Consider the following 18,981-nt stretch of genomic DNA (forward strand, 5'->3'; position numbering starts at 1 on the left):
CGAAACATACTAAGGTTAGCTCTGTAAAACCCAAACAGTTGCGGTCGTCATCCGCCTTACCGGACGGCCAGACAAGGCTGGAACGCCGTGGGCGCCACTTCGAGCCACAGAACGGTCTCGAAGCTGGGCCTTTTCCTAGGCGAGCTGAGGAACGCTCACCAAGGAAAATTTCACGGCTGAGCCTTGTCTGGCCGTCCTCTCGGCTTACAGGCCTGTAACCATAGTGAAACATGATTTGCCAACGGGCCGTGGTGGTTGGTATGAATAAGGTTGCCACCCGTTTGTAACCATGGCGCAAGTATGATGATGCCTACCACGGACTCGAGGTCTGATAAGATTTACGCCTTAGTGTTTTAGTTTAAGAGTCCCACACGGTGATATTTCCAATTTTGGACGTCAGGAAACACTGTTTTTGAGACGCTCAATTTAGCCGTGAGGTTGGGCCTGAAGAGGCTTAGTGGTGTCGTTTGGGTTAGTCAGCGTTTTGAGCTGGCTTACCCAAAGGCCGAGCTTGAAGACCTGGGGCTTTCAGGGCGCCAAGTCGTGCCCACCACGCTCCAGCCTCTTCAGGACCAACCGGTAAGGCGGACGTCTGTCCCAAACGACAAAAAAGCCGGAATCACTAGTCCAAACTAGTGGTTCCGGCTTTTGTTGGTGGTGCTATCGATTACTTACCGCTAGTGTCGTCTTGGTTAGTAATCTTGATACGGTTGGAATCCGTTTCCTTGTGGTGCAATTCTGGTGCGTCGGTCTGGTACCAGGATTGCGTGGACTTATCACGGTTCCGGGAGAAGAGGCTGGTTGATTTGAGCCCCAGTTTCTTCTCGATCTTTTCGGCTTTTTCGAGGCCATCCGCGTAATTGTAGTGATTAGGATTGACCGCTTTAAAGCCCTTAGGATGGTAGAAGCGCAGTAAGTTCTTTTGGTTTAGAGAATCGGAGAAGCTCAGGGCCTGGTTGACGTGCTTCTGCATCTTGTCGATCCGGGCTTGTTGGGCCTTAGTCGGGTGAATCTCCTGTTGGGTCTTGTTGCTGTAAATGGTGCCGTCTACCGACGTGTAGTCGGGACTTTCCCAATCACGGTTCCGGAAGGCCACGACCTGATTGTGTTCCTTAGAGAACAGGTCGGTCCCGAACTGCAGGTACTTCTTGGAGTTCATGCCCATCAGGTGCATCAGGGTCGGTAAGACGTCGATTTCTCCGCCATACTGGTGTTCGATCTTGCCATGGGTGTACCCCGGCATGTTGAACATCAGGGGGACCCGTTGGAGTTGCGCGTTGTCATAATCGTTCCAGTCATCCGGGTCTACCCCTAAGACCTTGGCTAATGCTGGGTTCGAGGAGTTGGAGATGCCGTAGTGGTCCCCGTAAAGCATGATGAGGGAGTTCTTGGCAAGTCCGGACTTATTCAGATAGTGGTAGAATTCCTTGACGGATTGATCCAGGTAATGCGCCGTCTTGAAGTAGTTATCGACGGTCTTATCACCGGTGTTCGGCGTCTTGAAGGTGGAATCTTCACTATCCAGGGTGTACGGGAAGTGGTTGGTCACGGTCAGGTACTTCACGTAAAACGGTTGTTGCAGGTGTTGGAGGTACTTGACGGAGTCATTGAACAGTAACTTGTCCTTTAAGCCGTAGCCCAAGGACTTGTCACCCGACGTATCGTAGTAACTGGCATCGAAGAAGTACTGGTATCCCAGGTTTTTGTAGGTGTTGCTCCGGTTCCAGAAACTAGCGACGTTCCCGTGGAAGACCGCCGTGGTGTAGCCGGCTTGGTCGAAGATGGCTGGTGCGGCTTGGAACGTGTTATCGTTCCCCAGTTGGGTGAACAGGGAACCTTGCGATAAGCCGAAGGTTCCGGTCTCCAGCATGGTTTCGGCATCGGAAGTCTTTCCTTGGCCGACTTCGTGGAAGAAGTTATCGAAGCTGTAAGTGGCCTTGCTCTTGTACAGTTTGTTCAGGAACGGGGTCACTTCCTGGCCGTTGATCTTTTTATTGATCAGGAATTGTTGGAAACTTTCCAAGTGAATCACAATGACGTTTTTCTTTTTGGCGACGCCGTAGAGCTGCTTATCCGGTGCCGCGTAATTTTTGTGCACGAACTTCAGAATCCCGCTGAGCTCCGACTTTTTAGCGTGGGAGCGGACCTCACTGGTATTTTGCGTCTTGATGCCGTCGTAAACGGTGAAGGCGTCTAACCCGAGGTACTTGACCACGTAGGTCCGGTCGAAAGTCCGGGTCAACAGTTGCGGCCGGTCCATTTCGCCCAGGGTCAGGTTAGCCGTAAAGAGCAGCAGAGCGGCGGAGGTTACCGCGAAGCCCACCCGCTTGTTGACGGGGCGGGGGTCGATGTAGATCCGCCGGGTGGCCATCAAAACTAGGACCACTACCAAGTCCAGCCAGTAGAGGATGTCGTGGGGCGAGGTCAGGGCCAGCGAACTACCGGAGAGGCCTTGGTCGACCTTCGAATAGCCCAGCATGGTACTGACCGTCATGAAGTCGGTGAATTCTCGAAAGTAGATGACGTTGATGTAGAGCAACAACGAGTTGAGAATATCGATCAGAAAGAGGAAGGGGTAGAAGAAGCGTGCCCGCTTGAAATAAAGGGCCAACCCAAAGAGCAGAATCGTCGTTGCCAGTGGGTTCAGCAGGAGAATCAGAAATTGAAAGGGATCGCTCAGGTTGAGGTTAAAGTCCACAAAGTAGGCGATCAAGGTCTTGAGCCAGAACAAAACCACCAGTAAGGTCACAAAGCCCATACGGGTGCCAGTCCTGGCCCAGATACGTTTGAAACGTTCCACGATAATTGCTCCTTAAAAGACAGAATAAGTAGCCTTATTCTACCATAAAATTTCGGTGCGTCGACCAGTTCAGAGCTGACCGCGTTTTCCCTATTCTAGCAAATAATTGGGGGGTGTGGCAATCTTCTTGTCAAGTTTAGAAAAACTTTAAAGCAACGACCAAAATGTAACCGCTTTGCAGAGGTTATTTGGTACACTAGAGGTAGCTCAAACGAAAGGTGTGGAGACGTTATGGATAAACAGATCACGCTGTATGTGGTGCGGCACGGCCAAACTTACTTCAACATTTATAATAAGCTGCAGGGATGGAGTAATTCACCGTTAACTGAAGCGGGGATTGCCGATGCGCAACAGGCCGGCGACCGATTGAAGACGGTACCGTTTGCGGCGGCTTACTGCAGCGATACGACTCGGGCTGAACAGACGGCGCGGACGATTCTGGCGGCGAACCAGTCGACCCCGGCGCCTAAGCTGACCACCAGTCCCTTCTTCCGGGAAGAATTCTACGGGTACTATGAAGGAACGGATATGGCGCAGGCTTGGTACCTGGCAGGTGCGCCCCATGGGGTCCCAACGTTTAAGGACATTGAGTCGACGTATTCGATTGGGAAAGCCAAGGACTTTCTGAAGGAAGCCGACCCGTTCCGCCAAGCGGAAAATAACCAGGAGTACTGGGCACGAGTCGACCAAGGCTTTGATCTAATCCGCCAGAATCCATACTTGAAGGATGGCGACCAGGTCCTGATGATCAGCCACGGGAATACCTTGCTGAGTCTGATGGAACGGTATGGTCAAGGTAAGTATGATCTGAGTGTCCGGCCAGCGAATGGGAGTCTGACCAAGCTGTTGTTGACGCCTGATGACATCCAGGTCTTGAGTTACAATCAAAAAGATTAAGGAATGAGGTTGGTTTGATGGAATGTAGAATGGCATGGGGCAAGTTAAATCCGTGTTACCAAGACGCCGTAACGATTCGTAAGGCGGTCTTTATCAACGAAGAGGGGATTGACCCTAAAGACGAGCTGGATGGCACTGACGAAGATAAGATGCACTACGTCGGGTACGTCGATGATCAACCTGTGACCACGGCGCGCATTGATATGCTGGCGGGGAACCGCGTGAAGATTCAGCGGGTCGCAACGGTGGCGTCAGCCCGGCATCACGGGTATGCCGGCCAATTGATCAAGCAGATCATTGGGGATGCGCAGCGTTCAGATGTGGCCCACATCGAATTAGATGCACAGTTGCCCGCAATCGCCTTCTACCAGGAATTGGGTTTTGAGCCGGTCGGAGAACCGTTTGAAGAAGCGGGGATTCAGCACCGGACCATGCGCTATAAGGCTGCCCAGTAGGCATCCGAGACTAAAAAATAGGCTAACAGAAGGGTATCGGACCTTTCTGTTAGCCTATTTTGGTGGCAAACAAAAACCGTTACGACCAGCCACCTGCTGGTGCGTAACGGTTCAACATTTAATCACGATCTAAGTATTCATGAGGATCGTCATCTATGAATTAGTCAGCGATTGAAGCGGAGACGCGGGCGTAACCTACTGCGTGCCACCATGGGGCGTGAACGGCTTCGCGAACCACACCACGGTTTTGCGCATCGATCATCTTACCCTTGCCAATGTACATCCCAACGTGGGAAATGCTGTATTTGCTTCCACCGAAGAAGACCAAGTCACCCTTCTTGATGTGCTTGTAGGAAACGTGCTTCAAACTGTTGTATTGAGCTTGGGCCGTCCGTGGTAAGGTGATCTTGGCACCCTTCTTGTAAACGTAACTCGTGAACCCTGAGCAATCGAAGACGTTAGGACCCACGGCACCGTAAACGTAACTAGCACCTAACTTGGACTTAGCGACCTTGTAGATTGAAGAAAAATCAGCATCGGATGCGTTGCTGGATGAATCGGCAGACGCCGTAGTCGTGGCAAAAGTCATCACACCGGCAACAGTTAAAGCTAACGTGGCAATTCGTTTGACAAATTTTTTCATTCCTAATCACAGCTCCTCATGAATTTACAAGTACTAGATTACCAGTGCAATATGACAAATATGTAACAAGCCAGTTGCAATGCCGTTAAAACTCTTAAACAAAACGTTACTTTTGGGATTTAACTTGGTTTTTAGCGGGAAGCTTGTTAGAATTTAACAGAATTGGTAACTTATTTAACAATTGCTAAGGAGTGCGAAACGACGTGGCAGAATTTACTGAGGAGCTACGAAATATTTTTGACGTTCACCGACTAGTCTTTCGAATCGGGGAATTATCCGCGATGACGGGGGTTTCTGCGCGCCAGTTGAGATACTGGGAAAAGAAGGGCCTGATTCACTCGCGAGAACGGGAAGACGGGCAACAAGCACGGGTTTACGCGTTTAAGACCTTCGTCCTAGTCTCCATGATGAAGTACTTCTTGGACCAGGGGTATACGTTAGCTGCCGCTGCTGAGCACGCGCAGAAGCGCCAGGATAATGCGCGGATTCTTCACCGCTTCATCAAGCAGGGCATCCAAGGCTTTGCTGACATCGATGGTCAAATGGCACTCAACATGGGCCGCTTTGACGACCAGCAGACCCTAATGGCGTTGATTCCGGAGGAGGGGCCGGTCACCTACCAGCTATTACCTAATGCAGAAGCACAACGTGTGACCCGCCAGTTTCCGGCTTAGTGGTAGAACTGGCTGTGGTGGTCATTCGCCTTACCGGACGGCCAGACAAGGCTGGAACGCCGTGGGCACAACTTGAAACCCAAAGTTCAGGTTTTCAAGCTTGGCCTTTTCCTAGGCGAGCTAAGAAGCGCTCACCAAGGAAAATTTCACGGCTGAGCCTTGTCTGGCCGTCCTCTCGGCTTACATTTGTGTAACCATAGCGGAACATGATGTGCTATCAGACCGTGGTACCCAGCCATATTGGCGACTATTATCGATTAAAAAAGGCCCCCATCCCGAACAGGATAAGGTTGTGGTGACGGCTTGCACGAATCGGCCCGCCAACCATTTTCAGAGTTAAGTATATGATGATGCATATCATTGATACGAGGCCCAATAAGGCTTGCCGCATCATTTAGTTTTAACAGTTTAATTTCGAGCATTAGAAAACATTGTCTTGGGTACGCACAATTTAGCCGTGAGGTTAGGCCTGAAGAGGCTCAGTAGTGTCGTTTGGGTTATTCGGGGTTCTTTCCCGGATTACCCAAAGGCCGAGCTTGGAGACCTGGGGGCTTCAGGGCTCTAAGTCGTGCCCACTGCGTTCCAGCCTCTTCAGGGCCAACCGGTAAGGCGGGATGATCGGCCATCACCTGTCCCTTAACTAAACGTAGGCAAAAGAGGGGCCCAAGGTGGTTAGTTGGCCTCACGGGGATCGTCAGTGTCAGGCACAAAAGAATCCCAGACTTAGTTTAATCCCTAAAAATAGCCCGCTGAAGTGACTTCCTTCAGCGGGCTATTTGTGTGGCTCCGGGATAATTTAAACCGGGGTGCCGTTAGTTTTCATCTGAATCGTGTTTCGTTTCGCGTTGTTGCCGAACTTCTTGGCGGGTTGGCCGAGCGGAACGCTTAGCCTTAGGACCACGACCGAAGTGGAAGTGGTAAGGCTTTTGTGCCGGAATGATCACGGACAACTTCCCAAAGGAAGCGGCCATCACGGGCAGGGCCAGATTGAAGACCACAGCCGTGATGATGGTAATCAGGGCGACGGCCGTCAGCACTTGCGAGGAAGCGGCGAGCAACCCTAAGACGCCCGCGATAATGATGAAGAGCGAGTGTCGCATGGTTTGGCCAGCTTCGGCGATGCCTGGTAAGAGCCAATCCAGCAGACCAGTCTGACTCAAGCGGTAGCTTAGGGCCAGCTGGGTCAGTTCGACCACTGCTAGAACGGTCACGGGGACAAAGGCCAGTAACGGAACTTGCCAGTTGAAGGTATTGTTCCCAGTTAGCCACTGCATCAGGACGTGCGTCAATTGATACCCGATTCCTGCTGAGGCCAGGAAGGTCAAGAACCAGTAAGTGGATTGCAGGACCGACCGGCTGAAGAGGATCAGCAAGAGGAAGGTCAGACCGAAGACCAGGAGCAGAACCCGCACTAGATCGTGTTGGTACTGTCGCTGAATCGTCGCCGTGACCACGGGTTGACCAGAGAAGGTCAGGTTAGCGTCTTTGAGCGACGTTCCCCGTAATTGACTAGTGGCTACACGTTTCAAGTTGGCCAGGGTCTTAGCCGTGGTCTTGGTGTTGGGTTCGCGCTTCAAGGTAATCGTCAACGCCGTGGTCTTGACCTTGGTATCGGTGAAGTTGACCAGAGCTTGTTGGAAGTCGCCACTGGCAATTTGCGTTGGCGTCAGGTACAGCGACTTAGCAGCTTCCGAAGTTTGGAGCCCGCCTAAGTAGGTGTACATCTGGGTCAGCGACGTGTTGAGCTTTTGAACCTGTTTCCGTGTTTGCTTTAAGCTGGCGTTGACCGCTTTGATGCCGGTCTCGTAGGTGCTTAAGTTGGTGGAGACGGTGCCGGCTTCCGACGAGGTCGTGCTGATGGTGTTGGTCAACGTGTTCAGCTGACTCAACGCCGTGTTCAATTGTGAGTTGACCTGGTTTAGTTGCTTGACGTACCGGGCCGCCTTCTTAGACGCCTTACCGGAGGCTGTCGACGTGCTTTGGGCCGCCTGGATAGCCGATTGCAGCGAACTGCTTTCCCCGGACAAGCGCGTTGCGGTGGTGGCGAGCTTGTTGACCCGCTTGACCTCCGTGGTCAGGTCCTTTTGCTTAAGATCGGACCGGTCGCTCTTCAGAGACTTTTGAACCGACTTCAGTTGACCGATAACCCCAGACAGGTTGGTGTCGAGGCTACTTAATTGGTTGGCAACGTAGTACTGCGTGATAGGTTGACCCCCGGGTTGGGTGACCGAAGTGACGGCCGCTACCCCAGGTTGGGCCCGTAACTTCTTGGTCAGGTTATCCAGCTGGTACAACTGGTTTTGATTGTCAAAACGTTGTTTATTTTGAATGTAAAGGGTCACAGGAGTGGACTTGCCTTGACCAAAGTGAGCACTCAAAATACGCGCGCCTTGCACGGCTTGGTTGTTAGGAATATCTTGCGCGTTATTGTAGCTTAGTGGTTGGCGACTGCCGAAAGTGAACGCCCCAGCAAAGTACAGGACCACTAGGACGGCAATCCAAGGTTGCCATAGGCCGAACTTGGCTAAGTGGAACCACAGCTTGCGGTCTTTGAGTTCGGGCCGGGTCTTCTTCGGCCAGAAGAGGCTGTGCCCCAGCATGCCGGAGAAGACGGGAATCAATGTGACACTCGCAACCCCGGTAATGGCAAAGCCGATGCCCAGGAGACTGTAAGCGCGAATCGTGGAGAAGTTAAAGAAGACTAGGCTGCCGAAGGCCAAAGTCAGGCTAAGCGTACTGATGAGTACGCGGTAACCTAAGCTGCGGATGACCTGTGAGGTGGCGGCTTGACTCTCCATGCCGTCGTCGATGCGGTTCCGGAGTTCCCGGAAGAACCAGAAACTGGTCAGTAGCGTGAACAAACTGATGCCTAACAATAGGAAAATCGGCGTGTATTCGGAATAGGCGAAGTTCCAGTGATAGGCTAGGTTGGTCGCGAGACTGAGGGTCGAGATATAGCTGATCAGGATGGCCAAGAAGGTGATGATCGGGGCAATCACGGAGGCAAACAGGATGCCCATGGCGACTAACGCGATCAAGAGGGTCATTAAGATTACGATTAACGTAAACGACGAGATGTGTTGATTAGTCGCGTCACTGATAATCTCTGGACTCGTCACGTAGGTGTCTAATCCAGCGGTGGCTATCTGACCGTTCAGCTGACTAGCAATTGACCGAACGGGCCCTTGGTTATGACTGACCGCCAATTGCACGATTTCGGTCGACTGGTCTTTGGACAGCAGTTGCGGCTTACTGGTTGGCGTGTTGGTGATAGTTGTGATTTTTTGAATCCCATAGTAGCTGGCCTTCTTTTGCAGGGCCGACGTGGTCTTGTTGATGGCGGCCTGCTGTTTGTTGGTCAGTTTACCGGTAGGATTGTTGAATACCGCGTTTACGGTATAGGTCCCATCTAGGTTACGTCCCCAGTGGTTCTTGATCTGGGTGGCTTTGATAGGTTGACTCGTATTTGCCAGTTGCGGTTGACCATCATATTGGATAATGGTATTAACGTTTGGTAAGGTAACAATGGCCGCAAAGACCACAACTAACCAGAATACGAGTGCGAAGATGCGGTTGTGATGGAGCTTTCTAATCCGTTCTTGCATATGTAATCTGAGTCCTCTCTAATCATCAGTTTCCTACCGTGCAAGTAGGTACAATTCATGCTTAATTCTACCATATTCATCTGCTGACGGCCTGAATTCGGGGCGATTTAATTAAAGTTAAGAAAGTCATATGGTTGACATCGTCGCAAAAGTCGGTAAAGTAGGGTTACTTACCTTTTGATAGAAAGCAGGTGGCACTATGGCGAAACATCGCCGGCCTTACCAGAGCCCGTTTGCCCCGTTACTCACAGATCAACGGTTTGCCTTTGCAACGCAATTGGCCCAGCAGGCGGGGATTGATCCCAGTCAGGTCCTCTTTGCGTACCTTCAACTAATGGCGACGGTCGCGACTAACGGTCAGACCGCTACGGTCAGCCAACAACGAGAAATTGACCGACGCTTCCAGCAGTTCTTGGATGATGCCGCAGAATAACTTGAAAGGAGTGCTGTGTCGTGTGTACCAGTATTTTACAGATTGCTAAGGATGGGAGCCACATCTTAGCCCGCACCATGGATTGGCACGTGATGCGTAGTATGCCGCTCTTTGCTCCCCGGGGCTACCAGTGGGAGAGTCTCTTTGACAATCGGGTGCATACGAACCGGTATGCGTTGATTGGTGGTGGCGGACCGCACGATCACGAGTTAGACGTCTCGGATGGCGTTAACGAGCGGGGGCTGAGCGTGCAGAAGTTAACGTTTGCCAACGGCTCGCACCTGGTGGAGACCCCCACCCCTGGCCTGGTTCAGTTGGCGCCGTTTGAATTCTCGTTCTATCTATTGGGCAACTTTGGCTCGATTGCGGAGATTGAAGACCACCTAGACGAGATTCAGTTGATGAGTGGCCGACTAGCGGCGAACCAGATTGGCGACAGTGAGTTACACTTTGCCGTGGTCGACCGGACGGGGCGCACCGTGGTGATTGAACCCACGCACTTTCCCATGCGGGTCCGCGAGAACCCCTTGGGTGTGGTGACCAACAGTAAGAACTTTGAGCTGCAATTGGAGCGGCTGGGACAGTACGTGAACTACACGGACGAGTTCACAGCGGGGACGGTTCCCTTGAACGCGCCCCGGGTGACGACGGGACGCTTCTCGGGCAAGCCGGTGCCTAGCGGGTCGTACACCCCGGGCGGGCGGTTTGTCCGGGCGGCCTATTATAAGGAACGGGCCGATCTACCGGCGGACGAAAAAGAGGCCGTCATCAGTGCCTGGCATCTGCTAGACAGTGTGACGGTCCCCAAGAGTCATCAGTATCGACCGACGTATTCAGTCTACCGGGCAGCGACTTGTAGCGAGTCGTTAACCTATTACTTTCAGCCCTATAATCGGTTAGACGTGGTCCAGCTCCAGTTGAAGCCGGAGATGTTAACTTGGACACAGCCAAAATTTTACCCGATTAAAAATGAATTCACTGTAACGACTTTAAATTAACCACCAGATAAAATTAATCACGATCAAAGCCAACAACACGCTTCGGTGCATGAGCGGGTGGAGCATGACGATAGCCAGGAATTCGCGAGCCCAGGCCGTGGGGAGGTCGTGCCAATCCGTGGGAGCTGCCTGGCCGGGAATCCGAAGGCCTAAGCGGTGGGCCAAGATGCGGGTGCGGAAGAGGTGGTAGTCACTGGTGACCACCACGACGCGGCCCCCTTGATGGGGTTGTTGCATCCACAATCGTTGGCTGTTGCTGAGGTTGGTCAGCGTGTTTGTGGCCGCCGTCTCCTGTAGGAGGGTGGCCCGCAGGTGGTGGCGGGTCAGATAGGCCGCCATTGCCGCAGCTTCAGAAATCGTCTCATCGGGTCCTTGACCGCCGGAAACAATCACGGTCACGGGCCCTTTTTGGGCGTTGGCTAAAGCCAGAGCCGTGTCGAGGCGCGACTGGAGAACCTGACCAATCTGGTGGCCGTCGGCGAGACCGGCGCCTAAGACCAGAATGGTATCGGCACGGCGAACGTGCCAGCTCCAGGAACGGAGAAAACCGATTAGACTGGCCGCGTAAAGGCTGGCGAGGTAAACACTGAAGATGGGGATGAAGGTCAGCCAAGACCATAGCGTGTCATTAAAGTGGCCCGTACTGACGGCCCATAGCCACCCGGCGCCGCCCAGTAGCCAGAGCCAGATGCCGATGAGGAGTCCGCGGGAGAGTCGTTCGGCTTTGCGGACCACCTGATGCGGCCGGAACAGAATCAGGGCTAACGTCAGACAGCCGCTGGCGGCCATGATGAGGACCACGGCCCATCCAATCAGGGCCAGCCCGTGAGCCCAAGCGTGGTGGGAGAAGCTGGCAATCAAAATGATGGCGCCACCGGAGAAACAGGTTACTAAGGCACTAAAGATGCCGTGAGGTTGCCAGAAAGTAATCAGAGCAGTTAAACTGAGCAGAAACACGATGGCACTGAGAAGCATGGAGAAATCCTCCCTTCAGAAAAGTTAAGTTTTGTTGAGGCCTGATGAATTTGGTTGGTGTTGTGTCCCCGCCTAGGTATAATTGATTCAAATAACTGTATGAGTATTGGGGGGACATTGGTGCCAAAACGTCGTCGAAGAAGTCAGCAACATCAGAACCATCCGGTGGCCGCAACTTGGATCTTTGTGATGATCCTGTTGGTCTTAGGTGGGGGGATGTTGCTTCGTGGAAATCTTAAAACGGTCATGGACATGGGCCAGGTTAGCCAGACCAGTGAAAGTTCCTCGTCCGGGATATCGGCACAACAGCAGGCTTTTATCAAGAAGATGGCCAAGCCCGCCGTCCGGGTATACCGGCAGAACGGCCAGGTCTTGCCTAGCATCGTGATTGCCCAGGCCATTCTGGAATCCAGTTGGGGCACCTCGTCGTTGTTCTTGCAAGCGAACAATCCGTTTGGGGTCAAGGGCGCCTATCAGGGAAAGAGCAAGTCGTTCCCAACCACTGAATATGTGAACAATAAAAAGATTACGGTCCAGGCTAATTTTCGGGATTATCCTAACCTGACAGCTGCTATTTTAGACCATGATGCCTTGTTGAAGCAAAGCTATTTTAAGGGGACTGTCACGGATTACCAGACGGCGGCCAAGCTCCTGCAAACCAACGGCTACGCCACGGATCCCCACTATGCCCGCAAGCTAACCAACGTCATCGCCACGTACAACCTCAACCAGTACGACACTTAAACTAGGGTTCAGAAGTAACGGAATTGCGGATAAGCCCGGCCCCGGCAGCCGCTAGGGCCGTGACGCCCGTGGGCACGATTTCAAGCCTCACCCAACCCGTGAGTCTTGAAACTCGGCCTTGGCCTAAGCCGAGGAAACCCACTCGGCTAACGCCAATTTCACCGGCTGAGCCCTAGCGGCCACCGGGGCCTTACACGGTGGCGGAACAATGTCGATAGTTAAATCAGCCACAACCGTGAGCCGTGAGGGCGGCCAGACAGGGCTCAGCCGTGAAATTTTCCTTGGTGAGCGGGTTTCAGCTCGCCTAGGATCGAGACCGCTCTTTGGCTCGAAGTGGTACCCACGGCGTTCCAGCCCTGTCTGGGTGCCCGGTAAGGCGGATGGATACCACTGGTTCGGATGGTTTTGACCGGACTTATCCACAACCTAGGGTTAAAACAACTTTAAATGGAACTGAGTATAAAGAAAAGCGTGATGGTGCGTCGCAATTGAGCGACGGGCCATCACGCTTTTTCACGTTTAATTTTCGTTATAGTTGGAAGCTAAATCGTAGAGGGTGTGGGCCAATGAGTCGATGGAACGCGTTGGTCCTTGGTTGGCGAAGAGGATGACCCCGTACTTATTCCCTTCGGTCCCATAGTAGATATCATCATATCCGGCACCGGTCAGAGCGCCCCGGTCCCGCTTGATGCCCCCACTGTAGTGGTAGAGGCCACCAGCATAAGAATAGCGACCGTAGTCGGCTAAGTCGGTGTATTGCGACTTGGTAAGAATCTTACCGTTGCGCAAGCCCTTCATGATTCGGTAGTAGTCTTCTGGCGTGGAGTAATAATTCCCCGCACCCAGCAATGAAGACATCAACTTCGGTGAGACGTTCGCGCTAGCGTAGTCTTTCCCATTACTGAAGTTATACCCGGAAGCTGCCATCTGGTTAGCTGGCAGTTGGTCCCAAGCGTAGGTGTGACTTAACTTCAAAGGCTGAATGATACGGTTCTGGACCAAGTTTTCGTAGGACTGCCCCGTGACCTTCGACGCAATGGCGGCTAACAGCGTGAAGTTAGCGTTCGTGTAGTCGTACCCCTGGTTGCGCGACGTCTTGAGATTTTGTAAGGTGTAGTTCAACTGGGCATCTTGGGTGGTCAACAACGTGTTGGGGGTTGATTCACTCATCGAGATACCAGAACGGTGATTCAGTAATTGCCGTAACGTGATATTTTGACTGTTACTAATGTTGGGATAGTACTGACTCAGCTTATCGGATAGTGACAGCTTGTTGGTGCTGGCTAGCTGCTCGATGATGGCCCCCGTCATGATCTTTTGCAGAGACGCAATGGGGAAGAGCGTGTTGGCATCATTGGCCGTTTGACTGGTAGCATCCGCGTATCCGATGCTGACGCGACTAGCCCCCGTGGCGTAGGTGTTGAACAGCATGGCCCGACCCTTAAAGTGAGCCTTGTTCAACAGCGCCTGGGCGTTGCTGGAACGGCTGAACTTCTGTAGTGCGGCCTGGTCGACCCAACCAATGGTCTTACCGTACCAAGAGAACTTGGCGAACGTCACACCGTTGGACAACGTAGCGGTTTCACTGACCCGCACAAAACGGTGTTGCCAATTCTTCCCACTGGCATCGCGGGTCTTGGCCGACCGTTGGGTGTAGTAGGGTGCGTAGTAGTAGATCCCGTCATTTCGCTTGGGCTGACTGACAAAGCGGGCATTATAGTCGGTCTTTGTCGTACTCGTAATCCGTAAGTAACTTTTGGCGCTGGCTGGAATGGCTGGTGCAAGACCACCCATGGTGACAGCGGCAGCAACCGCTAATATCAGTTTTTTCAAGATAACCATCTTTCCCCTTACTCTATAGTGTACATGAATACGATAACACGGCTTGGTTGCGAAGTGTTGACAAAACTGGAACGTTTTTGTAACAAAATTAATAATATGAAACGGAACGGTTAAGGGATAAATCTACTAACCGGTTAGTCCTAAACTGTGGTAAAATTGGCCTCGATAAACGTGAAGGAGCTGAGAGATGCATTGTTACATTTTCTAGGCCAACTCTATGGGCCATTTTTTGATTTACACAATTGGTCGACGGTTGTGACGACCGGAAACGATTGGTTGATCATCTTTTCGTTGGTGCTGATTGAATGTCTACTGTCTGTTGATAATGCGGTGGTGTTGGCCGCGCAGACGCAATCTTTGCCGACCCAAGAATTACGGGAAAAGTCGTTGTTTTACGGGATCTGGGGGGCCTATATTTTCCGGTTCATTATCATTGGACTAGGGACCTACCTGATTAATTTCTGGGAAATCAAAGTGATTGGGTCGCTGTACCTAGCGTTCTTGGTTTTCCAATTCTTCACTAAAACCCGGGTTAAGCACACCCGTAAATTGGCAAGTGACCGTAAGCACCGTGTCTTACCACTTTTCTGGTCCGTGGTCATTCAGATTGAGGCCATGGATATCGTCTTTTCCATTGACTCGGTCCTGGCTTCATTAGCTATCTCCAGTAATCCGGTCATCGTCCTAATCGGGGGAATAATCGGAATCCTAGCGATGCGGGGCGTGGCCGAAGTGATCATGCGGTTGATGCGCCGAATTCCCGAATTGGAACCCATGGCCTACATTTTGATTGGCTTGATCGCCATTAAGCTCTTTTTATCGATTCCCGCCATCGACATCGAGATTCCGGCGGCCCTGTTCGGAATCATCGTGATTGGCGCAATCGTGATTACGTTGATTATTCACGCGTTACGGTACCGGGGTCAGTCGCAGTCGGCCGACTCGGAAAACCCTAAAGATTAGGGTGTAAGTTAACCTAGTTAGTTAATTGATATCAGATTAGTTATTTAGCCCCATTGACCACGTTTCGTGGTACGATGGGGCTAATTTATTAGGGAGGTTAGTAGGATGCAAATTGGTTTTATTGGAACGGGTGTTATGGGAACTGGCATCATTCAGAATTTGTTGAAGGCCGGCCATCAGGTGGTGGTCTATAACCGAACCAAAGCGCACGCGCAAACCGTTTTGGCGGCTGGTGCGCAGTGGGCGGACTCCCCCAAAGCAGTTGCCCAACAGGCCCAGCTGGTCATGACCATGGTGGGGTATCCGCAAGACGTCGAAGAAGTGTATACCAGCGATCAGGGAATCTTTGCGGGGGCCCAACCAGGCAGTACCGTGGTCGACATGACCACCAGTACGCCAACGCTGGCGTTCAAGTTGACCCAGCTGGCGCATGACCATCAGCTACTCGCACTGGACGCACCGGTATCTGGCGGCGACGTGGGCGCTCAGAACGCCACGCTGACGATTATGGTCGGGGGCGATAAGCAAGCCTACGACCAATTGTTGCCGGTCTTCCAGGAGATTGGGCAACGAGTCAACTACTTTGGGGCGGCCGGTAAGGGTCAGCACACCAAGATGGCCAACCAGATTATGATTGCGGGGACCATGACGGGACTGACGGAAATGCTGGTCTACGCGAAGGCGGCCGACCTGGATTTGCCCCAGGTCTTAGCCACGTTGAGCAGTGGGGGTGCCGATAATTGGAGTATGGACACCTACGTCCCCCGAATCCTCAAGGGCGACTACACGCCGGGCTTCTTTGCTAAGCACTTCTTAAAGGATTTGCGGATTGCCCTGCAAGAGGCTGAAAAGATGCACTTGGACTTACCCGCGACCCAGCAAGCCAAGCAACTGTACGAGACCATGGTCGATGATTGCAACCTGGGTAACGACGGAACGCAAGGCTTGATCAAGCTGTACCAGGATAATGCGCAACACTAAAATCTGAATGATTGATCGTTAAAACGGCCCTAACTGGCAGTGATGCACTGCTGGTTAGGGCCGTTTGGTGACTAAGACATTATTCGATTTCAGCGAAGAAACTGTACAACTTCTCGGTGGTCAGGGCATCCTTTTCAGCGCCGGCAACGTCGAAGGTCACTTGCCCCCGGTGGAGAACGATGAGGCGGTTGCCGTAAGTCAGGGCGTCCTCTAAGTGGTGGGTGATCATCAGGCAGGTCAGCTGCTCTTCTTGGACCCGCTGGTTCGTTAAGTGCATCAGGTCTTGGCTGGTCTGGGGGTCTAAGGCCGCCGTGTGTTCGTCTAGGAGCAGGATCTCTGGCCGCTTCAGCGTGGCCATCAGGAAGCTCAGGGCTTGACGCTGGCCTCCGGATAAGCTCCCCGTAGCGGTGGTCAGCCGTTGGTCGAGGCCGTTATGCATGGTCGCCGTCAGTTCCTTGAAGTGGGCCATGTGTTGGTTGAGGTGGCGGGGTGCGAGTCCGCGCCGTTGACCGCGACGTTCGGCTAAAAGCAGGTTCTCCGCAACTGTCATCCGGGGGGCGGTCCCTAGTTTAGGGTCTTGGAAGACCCGGCTTAAGAAGCGGGTGCGGCGTTCGACGGAGTCGTGGGTGATGTCGTGACCGTGCAGCAGGATCTGCCCGCTGTCGATGGTCAGGTCGCCACCAATGGCGTTGAACAGGGTGGACTTTCCGGCCCCGTTGGACCCCAGGACCGTGATGAAGTCTCCTGGGTTGATAGTCAGGTTGAGGTGGTTCAAAATCGTGACTTCTTCTGGCGTGTTCCGGTTGACCTTGAGAACCACGTCTTTGAGTTCCAGTAAAGGTTCAGTCATTAGTATCTAACCCCCGTTTCAGGATATGCTTGAAGTTGAGCGCGTTCTTGAAGACCGGCAACATCATGCAGATGGCCAGGACAATCGCGGACAACAGGTTGAGGTCGTTGGCGTTGAACCCCAGCTTCAGGACGATCAACAGGACGAACCGGTAGAGGATACTCCCCAGTGTGACGGCGACTAACCGTTGGTTTAAGGTCAGGTCGCCAAACGCGACTTCTCCGATGATGATGGAGGCCAGGGCGATAACGATGATGCCAATCCCCATGTTGACGTCGGCGTACCCGTTATTTTGAGCGACTAACGCGCCCCCTAAGGCGATCAAACCGTTAGAGACCATCAGACCCATGATCTTCATGTTGTCGGTGTTGATTCCCAGAGACCGGGCCATGGTCTGGTTGTCCCCCGTGGCGATAAAGCCTTGGCCCAGTTGGGTCTGGAGGAAGTAGATCACGATACTGGTCACGACCACCATCACCACGATGCCCAGGAAGACGCTATCGAAGTAGCGTGGCAGGCTTTCGAGAAAGGCATTCTTGAACAGGGTCGCCTTCCCCAAGAGGGAAACGTTAGCCCGGCCCATGATCCGTAGGTTGACGGAGTAGCAGGCCGTCATGACCAGGATCCCGGCTAGCAGGATGGGGATGTGGCCCTTGGTGTAGAGCAACCCGGTAATCAGTCCCGCGAGGCTCCCGACCACGAAGGCCAGGAGAGTCGCCAGAATGGGGGACATTCCGTTGCTGATGGCGGCGACACAAGTGGCCGCGCCTAAGGGGAACGTTCCTTCGACGGTCATATCAGCAAAATCCAAGATTCTGAAGGTCAGGAACAACCCGACCCCTAAGACGGCCCAGAGTAGGCCCTGTCCGATAGTTGAGACGATTAAACTCATTTGAAGACCTCCCCGTGTGCTTGTGCGTCCTTGACCACGTCTTTAGGTAATGAAATGCCAAGCTTTTTGGCGGTGGCTAAGTTGACCGTCATCTCACCCTTACGTTCGAATTGAATTGGGGTGGTTGCCGGGTCTTTGCCCCGGAGAACGGCGGCGGTCATCTTCCCCGTCTCAACGCCGAGCTTGTATTGGTTGATGCTTAGCGTAGCGAGGCCGCCGGCTTTGACCATGGTATCAACGGCCGGAAAGACCGGAATCTTCTTGGCGTTGGTGGTAGCGACCAGCGTCTGCATGGCCGAAGCCACTGTATTGTCGGTTGGGACGTAAACGGCGTCGACTTGGGAGACCATCTGCTGGGCGACCTGGTTCAGGTCGTTGGTGTTGGCGATGGAGTAGGCCTTCAGCCGAACGTGTTCTTGTTTGCACAGCGCCGCGAACTTATGGTACTGGGCGGTCGCCGAGTCGTCCGATGACGTGTAGATGATTCCCAGCGTCTTCATCTTCGGCATGATCTTTTGAATCAACTTCAACTGGGCCTTCAGGGGCGCTTGGTCGGATACCCCGGTCACGTTGGTACCAGGACGGGTGTTGCTCTTGACCAGGTCGGCGCCCTTGGGGTCGGTGATGGCCCCTAAGACCACGGGGGTGGTGCTGGAGGCGTTGGCCAACGCCTGGGCGGCTGGCGTTGCGATGCCAATCATGACGTTGGCCCGTTCGTTGACGAAGCGGGCGCTCATGGTCTTTAGATTGCTTTGATCATTTTGGGCGTTTTGAAAGTCAATCTTGACGTTCTTGCCCACGTGGTAGCCTTCCTCAGCTAGGCCGTGCACGATTCCCTTGTGAATGGCGTCGAGCGCGGGGTGGGAGAGGAGTTGGAGAATCCCCACAGTGGGAGTTCCCGTGGTCTGGCCGTGATCTTGGTGTCTTTCTTGAACGAAGGCGAATCCTAGAAAGACTACCAGAACGGCGATGAGTCCGTATAAACGTTTCATGTTAACATCAACCTCGGTTTCTAATATCAGGACAAAGTAGCGGAACATGGGTTTGGAGTCTGACAAAAAGGGTACTCGTTCCGCGCGAGTACCCCAAAACAAAAGGCCCGCTGGCGGATAACCATCCGTGCGGGCCTTTCCATCAGAAAGTTAGCCGGCGCAGATGCGAAGAGCACTCTGAGAGCTCAAGTCGCATCTACCCAGATGACGACTTGATTACCGGCTTTGCCAACGTCC

At 53.0% G+C, this 18,981-nt stretch carries 16 protein-coding genes; 8 read left to right on the top strand and 8 right to left on the bottom strand.

Annotation, left to right across the window (positions count from 1 at the left end; all coding sequences use genetic code 11):
• Positions 1 to 667: 667 nt before the first annotated feature.
• Entirely contained in the window at positions 668 to 2,758 is a 2,091-nt protein-coding gene (locus RIN67_RS03730) for an LTA synthase family protein (RefSeq protein ID WP_264999483.1), read from the bottom strand.
• Between the two features lie 273 nt (positions 2,759 to 3,031).
• Between RIN67_RS03730 and RIN67_RS03735 the strand changes: the two genes are divergently transcribed.
• Entirely contained in the window at positions 3,032 to 3,697 is a 666-nt protein-coding gene (locus tag RIN67_RS03735) for a histidine phosphatase family protein (RefSeq protein ID WP_264999406.1), read from the top strand.
• A gap of 17 nt (positions 3,698 to 3,714) precedes the next feature.
• The gene (locus RIN67_RS03740) at positions 3,715 to 4,152 is read left to right on the top strand and encodes a GNAT family N-acetyltransferase (RefSeq protein WP_264999405.1); all 438 of its coding nucleotides are present in this window, start codon (positions 3,715 to 3,717) and stop codon (positions 4,150 to 4,152) included.
• 160 nt (positions 4,153 to 4,312) lie between these two features.
• Here RIN67_RS03740 and RIN67_RS03745 read toward each other — a convergent pair whose 3' ends face one another.
• Complete coding sequence (locus tag RIN67_RS03745; protein WP_024746740.1) at positions 4,313 to 4,795, bottom strand: C40 family peptidase; 483 nt, start codon at positions 4,793 to 4,795, stop codon at positions 4,313 to 4,315.
• 203 nt (positions 4,796 to 4,998) lie between these two features.
• Between RIN67_RS03745 and RIN67_RS03750 the strand changes: the two genes are divergently transcribed.
• A complete protein-coding gene (locus RIN67_RS03750; RefSeq protein WP_264999404.1) occupies positions 4,999 to 5,469 on the top strand; it encodes a MerR family transcriptional regulator in 471 nt (156 codons plus the stop codon).
• A gap of 812 nt (positions 5,470 to 6,281) precedes the next feature.
• Here the strand turns inward: RIN67_RS03750 and RIN67_RS03755 are convergent.
• Entirely contained in the window at positions 6,282 to 9,074 is a 2,793-nt protein-coding gene (locus tag RIN67_RS03755) for an MMPL family transporter (protein ID WP_265000420.1), read from the bottom strand.
• A gap of 199 nt (positions 9,075 to 9,273) precedes the next feature.
• On the opposite strand from RIN67_RS03755, the gene RIN67_RS03760 reads away from it, so the two are divergent.
• Together RIN67_RS03760 and RIN67_RS03765 are read left to right on the top strand one after the other, a co-directional pair.
• Positions 9,274 to 9,507 (top strand): hypothetical protein, encoded by a 234-nt coding sequence (locus RIN67_RS03760; protein WP_265000419.1) that lies wholly within the window; start codon positions 9,274 to 9,276, stop codon positions 9,505 to 9,507.
• Positions 9,508 to 9,527: 20 nt separating this feature from the next.
• On the top strand, positions 9,528 to 10,505 hold the full coding sequence (locus tag RIN67_RS03765) for a choloylglycine hydrolase family protein (RefSeq protein WP_056944716.1): 978 nt from the start codon (positions 9,528 to 9,530) through the stop codon (positions 10,503 to 10,505).
• Here the strand turns inward: RIN67_RS03765 and RIN67_RS03770 are convergent.
• The gene (locus RIN67_RS03770; RefSeq protein ID WP_313826013.1) at positions 10,497 to 11,480 is read right to left on the bottom strand and encodes a YdcF family protein; all 984 of its coding nucleotides are present in this window, start codon (positions 11,478 to 11,480) and stop codon (positions 10,497 to 10,499) included. The genes RIN67_RS03765 and RIN67_RS03770 overlap by 9 nt on opposite strands.
• A gap of 120 nt (positions 11,481 to 11,600) precedes the next feature.
• Between RIN67_RS03770 and RIN67_RS03775 the strand changes: the two genes are divergently transcribed.
• Positions 11,601 to 12,224 (top strand): glycoside hydrolase family 73 protein, encoded by a 624-nt coding sequence (locus tag RIN67_RS03775; protein WP_265000349.1) that lies wholly within the window; start codon positions 11,601 to 11,603, stop codon positions 12,222 to 12,224.
• 519 nt (positions 12,225 to 12,743) lie between these two features.
• On the opposite strand, the gene RIN67_RS03780 is transcribed toward RIN67_RS03775, so the two are convergent.
• Positions 12,744 to 14,057: a class A beta-lactamase-related serine hydrolase gene (locus tag RIN67_RS03780; protein WP_265000348.1), complete on the bottom strand. Its 1,314-nt coding sequence runs from the start codon at positions 14,055 to 14,057 to the stop codon at positions 12,744 to 12,746.
• 201 nt (positions 14,058 to 14,258) lie between these two features.
• On the opposite strand from RIN67_RS03780, the gene RIN67_RS03785 reads away from it, so the two are divergent.
• Both RIN67_RS03785 and RIN67_RS03790 read left to right on the top strand, forming a co-directional pair.
• Positions 14,259 to 15,029 carry a TerC family protein gene (locus RIN67_RS03785; protein WP_265000347.1) on the top strand — a complete coding sequence of 257 codons (771 nt, stop codon included), beginning with the start codon at positions 14,259 to 14,261 and terminating at the stop codon, positions 15,027 to 15,029.
• A 105-nt stretch (positions 15,030 to 15,134) separates the two neighbouring features.
• Positions 15,135 to 16,010, top strand: a complete 876-nt coding sequence (locus tag RIN67_RS03790; RefSeq protein WP_265000346.1) for an NAD(P)-dependent oxidoreductase — start codon at positions 15,135 to 15,137, stop codon at positions 16,008 to 16,010.
• A gap of 79 nt (positions 16,011 to 16,089) precedes the next feature.
• On the opposite strand, the gene RIN67_RS03795 is transcribed toward RIN67_RS03790, so the two are convergent.
• From RIN67_RS03795 to trpX, 3 genes are read right to left on the bottom strand one after another with little or no spacing between them, the layout of a single operon-like run.
• Positions 16,090 to 16,860 (bottom strand): ABC transporter ATP-binding protein, encoded by a 771-nt coding sequence (locus RIN67_RS03795; RefSeq protein WP_024746750.1) that lies wholly within the window; start codon positions 16,858 to 16,860, stop codon positions 16,090 to 16,092.
• Complete coding sequence (locus RIN67_RS03800) at positions 16,853 to 17,752, bottom strand: ABC transporter permease (protein WP_024746751.1); 900 nt, start codon at positions 17,750 to 17,752, stop codon at positions 16,853 to 16,855. Before RIN67_RS03800 ends, RIN67_RS03795 begins: the two co-directional genes overlap by 8 nt.
• Positions 17,749 to 18,744 carry a tryptophan ABC transporter substrate-binding protein gene (trpX, locus tag RIN67_RS03805; protein ID WP_265000345.1) on the bottom strand — a complete coding sequence of 332 codons (996 nt, stop codon included), beginning with the start codon at positions 18,742 to 18,744 and terminating at the stop codon, positions 17,749 to 17,751. Before trpX ends, RIN67_RS03800 begins: the two co-directional genes overlap by 4 nt.
• Between the last annotated feature and the right edge of the window lie 237 nt (positions 18,745 to 18,981).

It is taken from the genome of Levilactobacillus namurensis, from assembly GCF_032197885.1.
Taxonomy (GTDB): domain Bacteria; phylum Bacillota; class Bacilli; order Lactobacillales; family Lactobacillaceae; genus Levilactobacillus; species Levilactobacillus namurensis_A.

Bases quoted from the DNA above. Each gene is read 5' to 3' on its own strand.
- RIN67_RS03730 (WP_264999483.1), bottom strand. From the start codon at position 2,758: ATGGGCTTTGTGACCTTACTGGTGGTTTTGTTCTGGCTCAAGACCTTG.
- RIN67_RS03735 (WP_264999406.1), top strand. From the start codon at position 3,032: ATGGATAAACAGATCACGCTGTATGTGGTGCGGCACGGCCAAACTTAC.
- RIN67_RS03740 (WP_264999405.1), top strand. From the start codon at position 3,715: ATGGAATGTAGAATGGCATGGGGCAAGTTAAATCCGTGTTACCAAGAC.
- RIN67_RS03745 (WP_024746740.1), bottom strand. From the start codon at position 4,795: ATGAAAAAATTTGTCAAACGAATTGCCACGTTAGCTTTAACTGTTGCC.
- RIN67_RS03755 (WP_265000420.1), bottom strand. From the start codon at position 9,074: ATGCAAGAACGGATTAGAAAGCTCCATCACAACCGCATCTTCGCACTC.
- RIN67_RS03760 (WP_265000419.1), top strand. From the start codon at position 9,274: ATGGCGAAACATCGCCGGCCTTACCAGAGCCCGTTTGCCCCGTTACTC.
- RIN67_RS03770 (WP_313826013.1), bottom strand. From the start codon at position 11,480: ATGCTTCTCAGTGCCATCGTGTTTCTGCTCAGTTTAACTGCTCTGATT.
- RIN67_RS03790 (WP_265000346.1), top strand. From the start codon at position 15,135: ATGCAAATTGGTTTTATTGGAACGGGTGTTATGGGAACTGGCATCATT.
- RIN67_RS03795 (WP_024746750.1), bottom strand. From the start codon at position 16,860: ATGACTGAACCTTTACTGGAACTCAAAGACGTGGTTCTCAAGGTCAAC.
- RIN67_RS03800 (WP_024746751.1), bottom strand. From the start codon at position 17,752: ATGAGTTTAATCGTCTCAACTATCGGACAGGGCCTACTCTGGGCCGTC.
- trpX (WP_265000345.1), bottom strand. From the start codon at position 18,744: ATGAAACGTTTATACGGACTCATCGCCGTTCTGGTAGTCTTTCTAGGA.